11 protein-coding genes are annotated in these 12411 nt (G+C 71.3%); 9 read left to right on the plus strand and 2 right to left on the minus strand.

Translation table 11 applies throughout. From position 1 onward, the window contains the following. Positions 1–86 precede the first annotated feature (86 nt). Both ACH4TV_RS11415 and ACH4TV_RS11420 read left to right on the plus strand, forming a co-directional pair. On the plus strand, positions 87–1193 hold the full coding sequence (locus ACH4TV_RS11415; RefSeq protein ID WP_398396719.1) for an NAD(P)/FAD-dependent oxidoreductase: 1107 nt from the start codon (positions 87–89) through the stop codon (positions 1191–1193). Between the two features lie 156 nt (positions 1194–1349). Further along, positions 1350–2750: a cytochrome P450 gene (locus tag ACH4TV_RS11420; protein WP_398396721.1), complete on the plus strand. Its 1401-nt coding sequence runs from the start codon at positions 1350–1352 to the stop codon at positions 2748–2750. Positions 2751–2823: 73 nt separating this feature from the next. Here ACH4TV_RS11420 and ACH4TV_RS11425 read toward each other — a convergent pair whose 3' ends face one another. Further along, positions 2824–3726, minus strand: coding sequence for an amidohydrolase (locus ACH4TV_RS11425; RefSeq protein WP_398396723.1), 903 nt, complete (start codon positions 3724–3726; stop codon positions 2824–2826). Continuing rightward, positions 3723–5294, minus strand: coding sequence for a histidine ammonia-lyase (gene hutH / locus ACH4TV_RS11430; protein WP_398396725.1), 1572 nt, complete (start codon positions 5292–5294; stop codon positions 3723–3725). The genes ACH4TV_RS11425 and hutH overlap by 4 nt, the downstream gene beginning before the upstream one ends. A gap of 135 nt (positions 5295–5429) precedes the next feature. Between hutH and ACH4TV_RS11435 the strand changes: the two genes are divergently transcribed. The 7 genes from ACH4TV_RS11435 to ACH4TV_RS11465 all read left to right on the plus strand — a co-directional run bounded on the left by ACH4TV_RS11435 (position 5430) and on the right by ACH4TV_RS11465 (position 12379). Beyond that, complete coding sequence (locus ACH4TV_RS11435) at positions 5430–6542, plus strand: ABC transporter ATP-binding protein (protein ID WP_398396726.1); 1113 nt, start codon at positions 5430–5432, stop codon at positions 6540–6542. Further along, complete coding sequence (locus ACH4TV_RS11440) at positions 6539–7204, plus strand: ABC transporter permease (protein WP_398396727.1); 666 nt, start codon at positions 6539–6541, stop codon at positions 7202–7204. Before ACH4TV_RS11435 ends, ACH4TV_RS11440 begins: the two co-directional genes overlap by 4 nt. After that, positions 7201–7890, plus strand: coding sequence for an ABC transporter permease (locus tag ACH4TV_RS11445; protein ID WP_398396728.1), 690 nt, complete (start codon positions 7201–7203; stop codon positions 7888–7890). Before ACH4TV_RS11440 ends, ACH4TV_RS11445 begins: the two co-directional genes overlap by 4 nt. Positions 7891–7961: 71 nt before the next feature. Next, positions 7962–8882 carry an ABC transporter substrate-binding protein gene (locus tag ACH4TV_RS11450; protein ID WP_398397746.1) on the plus strand — a complete coding sequence of 307 codons (921 nt, stop codon included), beginning with the start codon at positions 7962–7964 and terminating at the stop codon, positions 8880–8882. A gap of 93 nt (positions 8883–8975) precedes the next feature. After that, a complete protein-coding gene (locus tag ACH4TV_RS11455; protein ID WP_398396729.1) occupies positions 8976–9860 on the plus strand; it encodes a MurR/RpiR family transcriptional regulator in 885 nt (294 codons plus the stop codon). 96 nt (positions 9861–9956) lie between these two features. Beyond that, positions 9957–10742 (plus strand): cyclase family protein, encoded by a 786-nt coding sequence (locus tag ACH4TV_RS11460; RefSeq protein WP_398396730.1) that lies wholly within the window; start codon positions 9957–9959, stop codon positions 10740–10742. Continuing rightward, complete coding sequence (locus ACH4TV_RS11465) at positions 10739–12379, plus strand: thiamine pyrophosphate-binding protein (protein WP_398396731.1); 1641 nt, start codon at positions 10739–10741, stop codon at positions 12377–12379. Before ACH4TV_RS11460 ends, ACH4TV_RS11465 begins: the two co-directional genes overlap by 4 nt. The last annotated feature ends 32 nt before the right edge of the window (positions 12380–12411 follow it).

Below are 12411 nucleotides of genomic sequence, written 5' to 3' on the forward strand. Positions count from 1 at the left end.
ACTCTCGTCGGCAACCGAGTGGCCGATGGCGCCCCACCAGCCGCGCCACTCGCTCCCCCCACCCGACCAGGCGCAGGAGACTCGGTGTGCGTGACGGCGACGTAGTGGTGATCGGCGGCGGCTATGCGGGCGTACGTCTGGCGAAACGGCTGGACGAGACGGCGCACGTCACACTGGTGGACCGCAAGGAGGTCTTCTTCCACCGCATCGCCTCTTTGCGCGCCGGTGTGCACCCGGAATGGACGTCGACGCCGTTCATCCCCTACGACCGGCTGCTGCACAACGGCCGCGTCGCCGTGGGCAAAGCGGTCCGCATCGACACCACCGAGCGACAGGTGGAGCTGGCCACGGGCGAGCGCCTCCCGTACGACGTGGTGGTGATCGCCACCGGCGCCGACTATCCCGAACCGGCCCGTTTCACCGGCACCACCGTCGAGGAGGCCGCCGAGTCGTTCGCCGGACACCAGCGCAACATCGCCACCGCGGATCACGTCCTCGTCGTCGGCGGCGGGCCCTCCGGCGTCGAACTCAGCGCCGAGATCCGCCTGGCCCGGCCCGACGCCCGGGTCACGCTCGCCCACTCGGGGCCGACGCTGCTGCACGCCACGGGCAGCGAGCGGGCCGGGAACAAGGCCCGCGCCTGGCTGGAGTCCCACGGCGTCGAGGTACGGCTCGACGCCTTCATGTCTCCGGGCAACGACTTCGGCACCTATCGCGACGCCCACGGGAACGTCATCGACGCCGACCGTTCCTTCTGGGCGACGGGCACCACCCCCAACACGTTCTGGCTGCGCATGGCCGGTCACAGCGACTGGCTGAACAGCTCCGGGCACGTCAAGGTCGACCGGACGCTCCGGGTCGAGGGCTGGCCGGACGTCTTCGCCGTCGGGGACGTGAACGACGTCAGCGAACTCAAGATCACACCGGTCGCGCTCGCCCAGGCGGACCTCGCCGTCCACAACATCCGCGCGTACCTCCAGAGCTCCGGCAAGCACCGCCGGCAGCCCCGCTCCTACCGGCAGATCCACCGCACCCCGATCGTCGTGCCGTTCGGGTCGGCCGACGGAGTGACCATGCTGCCCGTGCCGGGCGGCGAGACCGCGGTCCTCGGCGGCCGCACCAGCACCCTGGCCAAGGCCAAGACCCTCATGACCCCCTACATGAGGCGCCAGCTCGGGTACACCGCGGCCTGAGATCCCACGCCCGGGAAAGGTGTCCCCGGCCGGTCCCCAACTGCGGCTTGCGCCCCCGTTGTTACTCCGCCGTACGTCCTGGGGTAAGGTCCCAGCGTTTCCAACTACCGGCTGAACGTAAGCCGGTACGGGGAGTGTTGGAGGGGCGACGCGACGATGGAATCCCAGTGGGGCGACGGTGGATCTGTGGACCTGGACGGCGCACGGTTGGAGGAGATGTCACCTGAACCGCTGCTGACCAGGGACTACGAGACGCGCCCCTCACTCGTGTACGAACGGCTGAGACAGCGGCACGGTCCGGTCGCACCGGTCGACCTGCTGGGCGTACCCGCCTGGCTGGTCCTGGGCTACCGCGAGGCGCTCCAGCTGCTCCAGGACGACGACGGCTGGCCGAAGGGGCTGGAGAAGTGGCGCGCCCGCTCCGAGGGCAGAGTGCCGGCCGACTGGCCGCTCGGGCCGTCCCTGGAGGTCAACCATGTGCTGATCCAGGGCGGCCCCGGATACCGGCCGTTGCGGACGGCGTGGGACACGGCCCTGAAGCCGTTCCAGGACCCGGGCCACCCCCAGGCGAGGCGGCTGAAGAGGGCTGTCACCGCCTGCGCCGACGACCTGATCAGCCTGCTGGGTGAGGGCGGTGGCACGGGCCTGGCGGATCTGTCCGCCCAGTTCTCCCGGCCGCTGCCGCTGATGGTGGCCAGCCATCTGCTCGGCATCCCCGGTTCCCAGGGCGACGACGCGCTGATGGACATGTGGCGGGTCCTGGACGCGGGTCCGGACGCCGAGCCCGCCCTGGAGCGGCTGCTGGCGACGCTGGCGGAACTGGCGGCGGCGAAACTGGAGAAGCCGGGAGACGACTTTCCCTCGTACCTGCTGGCCGCGCACCCCGGACTCTCGCTGGACGAACTGGCCCGCGAGCTGTTCATGCTGCTGGGCATGACGTCCGACCACGTCGGCATCCTCATCTCCAACACCGTGGTCGAGGTCATCTCGGGTGAGGGCACCGTGCGGGCCAGCCTGTCCGCCGGGATGGTCAGGGAGACCATGAACCGGGTGGTCATGCGGAAGCCGCCGCTGGTGAACTTCGTACCGCGCTTCGCGGCCAAGGACACCCCGCTGGGCAACTACCTGATCCGGGCGGGCGATCCGGTGTGGGTCTCCTCCGCCGCGGCGCACGCCGACCCCCTCTTCGCCAAGAACGTGTGCCCGAGCACCACGGTCAGCACCCGGGCGCATCTGTCCTGGGGCGCGGGCCCACGCCAGTGCCCGGCGCGCGAACTCGCGTCGACGGTCGCGGCGGTCGGTGTGGAGCGCCTGTTCGAGCGGTTCTCGCACCTGGACCTCGCCCTCCCCGTCGACCAACTCCCTTGGCGCTCCTCGCCGTTCATGCGAGGTCTGCGGTCACTGCCCGTACGGTACGAGCTCGCCCCGGTGTCCGAGCGGCCGTCGGGGTACGACCGTGCGGCGCAGCCGGCCGAGGTGGCACTGCCGGACACGTCCGCCCGGCAGCGGTCCTCGCTGTGGCGCTATCTGACGGGCCTGATCCGCACCGGCCGCTGAGCCCCGGACGCGGTCCCCGGCGTGGAGCAGGGGACCGCGGGTCTGCGGGTGTCGGCGGGTCAGGAAGTCAGCGTCAGTTCTCCCCGGTGAGCAGCCGCCGAGGGTTGGCGATGCGGAAGGCGTACGCCGCGGCTCCGCCCAGACCGAAGCCGGGGTGGAGGGGCGGCTCCGCGTAGGGCCGGTCGGAGCCCTGGACGACGGCGCCGGTGCCGAGGGCGCGGACGATCGCGTCGACGGCACGAGGGCCGTACGACGAGGTCTCGACGAAGACGCCCGGATCGACGTCCGTCTCCTGGCCGCCGCCCCGGGCGGCGAAGCGCTCCCCGTGCAGCGGGGCGAGCCCGGCCAGCAGTGCGAAGCACACCCGCAGGTGTGGATGGCGGGGCCGGCCGAAGGCGCGGAAGGCGAACCAGGCGGCGTGCATCTGCTGGACGTACGGAACCATCGCGGGCCACCAGCCGGGGCCCTCGGACTCGCCGGCCGCGGGTCCGGGGTGGACGAACAGCGGCAGGTCGCGCTCTTCGAGCAGATCGAGCAGCGGGGCGCACCGCGCGTAACCGGCGGCGTCGGCAAGGGCGTTCGCCGGGAGCTGGAGGCCGGCGAACCCCCGGTCGAGGTCCTTGGCGGTCACGTTCGCGTCGATGTCCCGTACGCATGCGGCGGCCCACGCGCCGAACGGCTCCGGGAGCGCGCTCGAACCGTCGTGGTAGGCGTCGAGCAGGGGCCGCGCCTCGGCGGCGGGCAGCCACTCCACGCCGATCGGGGCGGACAGGGAGACGAGCACCCGGCCCAGACCGTCGGCGCCGGCGAGTTCCGTACGGCGGGCGATGTCGTGGTCGGCGGGAGGGATCTCGTAGGGCGGCTCACCGTGCAGGTACAGGGTCCAGCCGTCCAGGAACGGCGGTTCGCGGCGGGAACGCAGGGCCGCCACCAGCGCGGGGGTCCACACATGCTGGTGTACGTCGACGTTGGTCATGACGCTCCTCCCACCAAGGCTGACGATTCTCCCAGCAGCGCGCGCAGTGCGCCCCGGACGTCGTCGGACCCCAGGATGTCGTGACTCACCACCTCCACGTCCACCCCGCAGGGCCGGTCGTCGTCGAGACGGGGTACGGCCTCCCGGATCGTACGGTGCAGAAGCCGGGGCCCGCGGCCCAGGGTGGACGGCGCCGCCAGGTCCACGGCCTGGGCGGCGACCAGGGCCTCCACGGCGAGCAGCTGCCGCAGCCGGGTCAGCATGATCGTCAACCGGCGTGCCCCGAGTGCCGCGTTGGTCGAGTCGTCCTCGACGGCGTCCGCGCCGTACCGGGGGTCGGTGCACACCGGCGCGGACAGCATGCGGATCTCGGCGACCAGCGCCTGCGCGGTCTTGGTCAGCGGGGCGAATCCCGAGCGCTCCGGGCCGTACGGCGAGAGGTTCGCGGGGAGTCCGCTGACGGCGGGGTCGAGCAGCCGGCGCATGCGCTCGGCGGAGATCGACGCGGTCTGCGTCAGGGCCAGTGCGAGGGTGTCGAGGGCGAGGGCCAGGGCCGGGGTGTGGAAGTTGCCGGAGGAGAGGATCTCCCCGGTGTCGGGCAGCACCACCGGGTTGTCGCCGCAGCCGTTCAGTTCCGGGTCCAGGGCGGCGCCGGCGAAGCCCAGGGCGGCGTACGCGGCGCCGTGCACCTGGGCGGCGCAGCGCAGACTGACGGGGTCCTGGACCCGCCGCGCGTTGCGCGGATCGACCAGCGCACCGCCGTCCAACAAGGCGAGCAGCTCGCGCGCGGCGCGGGACTGGCCGGGGGCGGGGCGCAGGCCCAGGACCCGGGCGTCGAGCGGGCTCGTGTTCGCCCGGAAGCCCTCGTAGGTCAGCGCCGTGACCGACTGGGCCAGGGTGAGGAGTGCGGCCGCCTCGTGCAGGGCGAGCGCCCCCTGTCCGGCCGCCAGCGGGCTCGCGCTGCACAGCACATGCCCGTCCTTCGGGCCCAGCAGTGCCGGCGTGAGAGAGGCCTGGTGCAGTGCCGTGGCGCCGTCGAGCACCTCGCCGTCGAACTCGGCGCGGCCCTCTCCGATGACGACCAGGCCGACATGCGCCAACTGGCACAGGTCGGAGGCGCCGATCGACCCCACCTCGGGGATCACCGGATGCACGCGCGCGTTGAGCATCGCCACGAGCAGCCGCGGTATCTCCGGCCGCACTCCAGTGCCGCCGCCCGCGATGCCGTTCACGCGGGCGAGGACGGCCGCCCGTACGACGGGAACCGGCAGCGGATCGCCGACCGCGTTGGCCCGTCCCCTGACCGTACGGACGCTGAACGCCTCCAGCTCGGCGCGCGGCAGGGCATACGACGAACGGGTGCCCAGGCCCGTCGTCAGGCCGTACGTCGGCACCTGGCGGTCGACGACGTCCTCGACGACCGCCCGGTCGCGCTCCAACCGGGGGAGCACCTCGTCCGCCAGGACGACCCGGGCGCCGTGGTGGGCGACGGCGACGACATCGTCGTACGACAGTGTCCGCCCGTCGACGACGACCGCGGCTTCGGGCCGGGGCCGCGCTCGTTCCATGGGTTGTCTCTCTCCGCTCAAGCGTCCCGGGCCTTATTTCTTGTGAATGTAACGTGCCGTTTACAGCAGGCCATTGACTGTCATTCAGCCACCGATAACTCTGCATGACTATATGCAGTCGGGTAAGGGGCAGCTTTGATCAGATTCGATGCAGTGAGCAAAAACTATCCAAACGGCACGACAGCGGTGGACGAACTGTCCCTGGAGTTGGCCGAGGGTGGCATCACGGTCCTGGTCGGTCCCTCCGGCTGCGGCAAGACCACGACTCTGCGCATGGTCAACCGCATGGTGGAACCCACGGCCGGGACGGTGAGCCTGCGCGGCCAGGACATCCGGGAGATCAACGCACCCGAGCTGCGCCGCGGCATCGGGTACGTGATCCAGCACGCGGGACTGTTCCCGCACCGCACCATCCTCGACAACATAGCCACCGTTCCGCTGCTGCTCGGCTGGAGCCGGAAGAAGGCGCGGTCACGGGCGGCGGAACTGCTCGAACTGGTCGGGCTGCCGAGTGAGATGGCCAAGCGCTATCCCCATCAGCTCTCCGGCGGACAGCAGCAGCGCGTCGGGGTGGCCAGGGCGCTGGGCGCCGACCCGCCCGTGCTGCTGATGGACGAACCGTTCAGCGCGGTCGACCCCGTCGTCCGGGCGGAGCTGCAGGCGGAGTTCATCCGGCTGCAGAAGGAACTGCACAAGACGATCGTGTTCGTCACCCACGACATCGACGAGGCGATCAAACTCGGCGACAACATCGCCGTGTTCCGTACCGGCGGCAAACTGGCGCAGTTCGACACCCCCGAGCGGCTCCTCGCCCATCCCGCCGACGACTTCGTGGCCGACTTCGTCGGGCAGGACCGGGGCATCCGCCGGCTGTCCTTCGTCAAGGGGGCCGATGTGCCGCTGCGCGAGGGCCCGGTGCTGCCGTCGAGCGCGTCCGTGGCGTCGGCGCGGGCGGCGGACGAGCCCTGGGTGCTCGTCGTCGACGAGAGCCGACGGCCGCTCGGCTGGGCCGCGGTCGCCGCACTGCCCCAGAGCGGCGCACTGTCGGACGTACCGCTGGCACCGCTCGGCCATACCTTCAGCCTCGTCGGCGACTCGGCGCGGGCCGCCCTCGACTCGGCGCTTCTGTCGCCCTCCCGGCTCGCGGTGGGCGTGGACGACGACGGCGCGGTCGTCGGGGTCGCGGACGCCTACGAGCTGTCCGCCGTCATGGCCGACGCCGACGGCCCGGGCGGTGAGGAGAAATGAGCGACGACGAGCCGCTGATCCGGTGGCAGTGGATCGGCGATCACGCCGGTGAACTGGCCGACTACACCGGGATCCATCTCAGACTCGGCCTGCTGCCGGTGCTGTTCGGGCTGATCATCTCGGTGCCTCTCGGCATCCTGTGCCACCGCTGGCGGTGGCTGTACCCGCCGGTGCTGACCGTGGCCAACATCCTGTACTCGATTCCGTCCCTCGCCCTGTTCATGATCTTCGTGCGGTACACGGGGCTCACCGAACGCACGGTGATGATCCCGCTGACGATCTACACGCTGTCGGTCCTGGTGCCCAACGTCGTCGACGGGCTGGCCTCGGTCCCCGAACCCGTCCGGCTCGCGGCCACCGCGATGGGATTCGGGGCGATCCGCCGGGTCGTCCAGGTCGAACTGCCCATCGCCGTACCGGTCGTCATCGCCGGCGTACGCGTGGCCGCCGTCTCGTCCATCAGTCTCGTCGCCGTAGGACAGCTGATCGGACAGGGCGGACTCGGGTACTACATCACCCGTGGTCTCCAACTCGACTTCCCGACGCCGATCATCACCGCGATCGTGCTGATCATGCTGCTCGCCCTCGCCACCGACGCCCTGCTGGTCCTGGCGCAGCGGCTGCTGACCCCGTGGTCCCGGAACAAGGTGACGGCGCCATGAACGACTTCCTGAACCAGGTCCGGCTCGTGGGGGACTGGCTGACGTCCTCGGCACAGTGGCACGGCGACGACGGAATCCCCCATCGGCTTCTCGAACACCTCACCTACAGCGGTCTGTCCCTGCTGTTCGCCGCCCTCATCGGGCTGACCCTCGGGCTGCTCGTCGGGCACACCGGCCGTGGGGCGTTCGCCGTAGCGAGCGTGGCGAACCTGGCGCGGGCGATCCCTACCTTCGGTCTGGTGGTCCTCGTGGTCACCGTCGCCGGACTCAGCACGACGCCCGTCCTGGTCGCGCTGGTCGCCCTCGCGGTCCCGCCGATCCTCATCAACACCTTCGAGGGCGTCCGGGGCGTGGACCCCGACACCAGGGACGCGGCGCGCGGGGTCGGGATGACCGAGTGGGAGGTCCTGCTACGGGTGGAGGTGCCGATGGCGCTGCCGCTGATCCTCCTCGGGCTGCGGGTCGCCGCGATCCAGGTCGTGGCCACCGCGACCGTGGCTGCTTACCCGGGTCTCGGGGGCCTCGGCCGCTTCATCGTCGACGGGCTCTCCCGCAACGACTACGAACTGGTCATCGGCGGCTCGACTGTCGTCGTCGTCCTGGCACTTGTCGTCCAGCTCGTCTTCACCGCGCTGCGGCGCGTCATCGTCTCGCCGGGCCTGCGGGTCTCGCCGTCGAAATCCTGATTTCCTACAACCTTTGACTTTCCGAGCCCTGGGCTCCGAGAAGGGAAACATCCATGAGCACCATGCGAGGCATGTACCGCGGCGCCGCGTTCGGCCTGATAGCCGCCCTCTCCCTGACCGCCTGCGGCGGTGGCGGGGACAGCGACGACAATCCCCTGGCGGGCGACAGCGGAGGCAGCGGCAAGGCCATCGTCGTCGGCTCGGCGAACTTCCCCGAGAACCAGCTGCTCGCCGAGATCTACTCGCAGGCCCTGGAGGCCAAGGGCCTGAAAGTGACCCGCAAGTTCGACATCGGAGCCCGCGAGGTCTACTACGACCAGGTGGTCAAGGGCGGGATCAGCGTCTTCCCGGAGTACAACGGCGCCCTGCTGTCGGTGGCGGTCGACAAGAACAGCACCGCCACCAGCACGGACCAGGTCAACGCCGAGCTGAAGGAGAAACTCCCCTCATCGGTCGAGATACTCGACTCCGCCGCGGCTGAGGACAAGGACTCGGTGACGGTCACCGCCGAGACCGCCGCCAAGTACAACCTCAAGACCCTCGCCGACCTCAAGCCGGTCGCCAAGGACATGACGATCGGCGCCGGTTCGGAGTTCAAGACCCGCCAGCAGGGCGGGGTCGGCCTGAAGACGGTCTACGGCGTCGAGTTCGGAAAGTTCCAGCCGCTGGACGCGGGCGCCCAGACCACCCTGGTGAAGCTGCTCAAGTCGGACGACGTGCAGGCCGCCAACCTCTACACCACCGACCCCGCCATCGTCGCGGACAAGCTGGTGGTCCTTGAGGACCCGAAGAACCTCTTCTCCTCGCAGAACGTCACGCCCCTGGTCTACAAGTCGGCGGTCGACGACACGGCGAAGGCGGCGCTCAACGGCGTCTCCGCCAAGCTCACCACCGAAGACCTGCTGGAGATGATGAAGAAGCTCGTCAACGACAAGGAGGACGCCAGCGCGGTCGCCGAGGAGTGGCTGACGAAGGCCGGCCTCGTCAGCTGACCCGGTTCGGCCGCGGCACCACCGCCCGCCCTCTCTCCTGGCCGGCGCGTCAGGCAGGGGAGAGGGGACCGAACACGACCGGCTGGGGAGCAGATGAGTGAAGGTGTCGGCACCGACAAGGGCGTTGGTGCCGCTGAGTCCGCCGGGACCGGTTCCTCCGTACGGCTGCACCAGCTCTTCGAGGGCCGTCGGCTCACCCCGACGCAGCGCCGTATCGCGCACTGCCTGGTCCGGCAGGCGGCGGCCGTGCCCTTCCTGTCGAGCGTGGAGCTGGCCCAACTGGCAGGCGTGAGCCAGCCGTCGGTGACGCGGTTCGCGGTCGCCCTCGGCTTCGACGGGTATCCGGCGCTGCGCAGACACCTGCGGGACGTCGCGCCCGCCGGGTCGGAGCCGGAGGAACGGTCGAACAACCCGTACCAGCAGGCGGTACGGGCCGAGATCGACAACCTGCGGCAACTGGCGTCCCTGCTCGCGGACCCCGGGCCCGTGGAACGTGCGGGCCGGCTGCTCGCCGCCTCCCGGCCGCTGCCGGTGCTCGGGCTGCGCGCCTCCGCCGCCCAGGCACGGGGGTTCGCCTACTTCACGGCCAAGGTCCACCCCGACGTACGGCTGCTCGACGAGGGCGGCTCGATGCTCGTCGACCGGATCGACGCGGCCCGGCAGGCCGGTGCGAGCGCGCTCCTGTGCTTCGCGCTGCCGCGCCACCCGCGTGAGCTCCTCGACGCGCTCGACCACGCCCGGGACGCGGGGCTTACGGTGGTGACGATCGCCGACGGCACGTTCGCCCCGGTGGCCGCCCACAGCGATCTGCTGCTCCCGGCAGCCGTGGGCACCGGCCTGGTGTTCGACACGGTGAGCGCCCCCATGCTGCTGGGCCAGGTCCTCCTGGAGGCCATGTGCGACGCGCTGCCGGACGCGCAGGCCCACCTGGAGGAGTTCGACGCGCGGGCCGCGGCGCGGGGGCTGTTCGTCGAGTGAGCGCCCCGTAGCGGGGACCGGGCTGCGGGGCGGTCCCGCCCGGCGTCAACCCGGCCTGGGATGCTGGTGGTTCCAGCAGCGTCCCAGGAGGCAGCCATGTCCGAGCCGTCCGTCCTCGCAGCGTTGGTGTCGGCCCTGCGGGGCGGGTCGATCGAAGTCGTCGACCTGACCTCACCGTTGTCGTCGTCCACACCGGTGATCCAACTGCCGCCCCCCTTCGGTCAGACCGCGGTCTTCGAGCTGGAGGAGATCAGCAGATACGACGACCGGGGGCCGGCCTGGTACTGGAACAACTTCCGCACCGGCGAGCACACCGGCACCCACTTCGACGCACCCAACCACTGGGTCACCGGCAAGGATCTCGCCGACGTGGCCTCGGTGCCGGCAGGCCGGCTGATCGCACCGGCGGCGGTGCTGGACTTCACGGCCGAGGCGGCGGAGGACCCGGACTTCCTGGTCGAGGTGGACCATGTGCGGGCCTGGGAGGCCAAGCACGGCCCACTCCCGGACGGGGGCTGGCTGTTGCTGCGTACGGGCTGGGACGCCCGTTCGCACGCGCAGGAGCCGTTCCTCAACGCGGACGAGAACGGCCCGCACACCCCCGGTCTGTCGCCGGAGTGCGCCCGCTGGGTGGCCGAGGAGTCCCCGGTGCTCGGCCTCGGCGTCGAGACGGTGGGCACCGACGCCGGACGCGCGCACTCCTTCGACCCGGCGTTTCCCTGCCACTCCTATCTGATGGGCAGCGACAAGTACGGCCTGACCCAGTTGCAGAACCTGGGCGCCCTGCCGCCGACCGGCGCCGTCGTCGTCGCGGGACCGCTGCCCATCGTCACCGGGTCCGGGGCCCCGGCGCGTGTGCTCGCCCTGGTGGAGCGGTCATGAAGGTCGCGGAAGCGGTCGGACGGGCGCTGGCCGCGACGGGCGTCGACCATGTCTTCGGGGTGGTCGGTTCGGGGAACTTCCACCTGACCAACGCCCTGGTCGCGACGGGCGCGCGGTTCGTCGCCGCACGTCACGAGGGCGGCGCGGCGACGATGGCCGACGCGTACGCGCGAACGAGCGGCAAGGTGGCCGCGCTGAGCGTGCATCAGGGCCCGGGCCTGACCAACGCCGTCACCGGGATCGCCGAGGCCGCCAAGAGCCGCACCCCGCTCCTCGTCCTGGCGGCCGAGGTCACCGAGCCGAGGTCCAACTTCTACGTCGACCAGGCGGCCCTCGCGCAAGCAGTCGGCGCGGTTTCGACGCGGGTCACCTCGGCCGAGGACGCGGTCGACGTCACCTGCGCAGCTGTCCTCCGCGCCCTGCACGAACGGCGCACGGTCCTGCTCAACCTCCCCCTCCACGTCCAGACCCTGGACGTCCCCGACGGAGCCCTGGCACAGGCCGCGCCGCCGCCCGAACGCGAGCCGGTCGTCCCGTCGGCGGCCGACGTGACGGCGTTGGCGGACCTGCTCGGGCAGGCGCACCGACCGGTCTTCGTGGCCGGCCGGGGAGCACGCGACCCCGGCAGCCGCGACGCACTCCTGCAACTCGCCGAGCGGCACGGCGCGTTGCTCGCGACGTCGGCCGTCGCCCGCGGCCTCTTTCACGACAGCCCCTGGTCGCTCGACGTGTCCGGAGGCTTCGCGTCCCCGCTCGCGGCCGAACTGATCCGGGGCGCCGACCTGATCGTGGGCTGGGGCTGCGCGCTCAACATGTGGACCATGCGGCACGGCGCCCTGATCGGTCCCGAGGCGGCGGTCGTCCAGGTCGACGACGAGGCGTCGGCGCTCGGCGCCCACCGGGAGGTGCGGCTCGGCGTCACCGGCGACGTGGAACTCACGGCCCACCGCGTGCTCGACGCGGGCGGCGACGCGCGTCAGGGGTACCGGACGCCAGAGGTCGGCGCGGCGATCGCCGCCCGCGTGCGCATGCGGGACGTGCCGTACGAGGACACGGGCAGCCGGGAGCGGATCGATCCGCGCACGCTGAGCATCGCGCTCGACGACATCCTCCCCGCCGAGCGGGTGATCGGCGTGGACTCGGGCAACTTCATGGGCTACCCGAGCGCGTATCTGGCGGTGCCGGACCAGCACGGTTTCTGCTTCACCCAGGCGTTCCAGTCGATCGGCCTGGGCCTGGCGACCACGATCGGCGCGGCGCTGGCTCAGCCCGACCGGCTTCCGGTGGCCGCGCTCGGGGACGGTGGCGCACTGATGGGTGCCGCCGACCTGGACACGGTACGGCGGCTCGGGCTGCCGATGGTGGTCGTCGTGTACAACGACGACGCGTACGGAGCGGAGGTCCACCACTTCGGCCCCGACGGCCACCCGCTCGACACGGTGACGTTCCCGCCGACGGACATCGCCGCCGTGGCCCGGGGCTACGGCTTCGAGGCGGTCACCGTGCGTGCCCCCGCCGACCTGAAGGCCGTACGGGACTGGGTCGCCGGGCCGCGGTCCGCGCCCCTGCTCATCGACGCCAAGGTGGCCCGCGAGCACGGGTCCTGGTGGCTGGAGGAGGCGTTCCGGGGTCACTGAACGACATCGGAGCCATCAGGATCCAACAGAGT

The sequence above is a fragment of the Streptomyces sp. NPDC020898 genome, from assembly GCF_044333925.1.
Classification (GTDB): domain Bacteria; phylum Actinomycetota; class Actinomycetes; order Streptomycetales; family Streptomycetaceae; genus Streptomyces.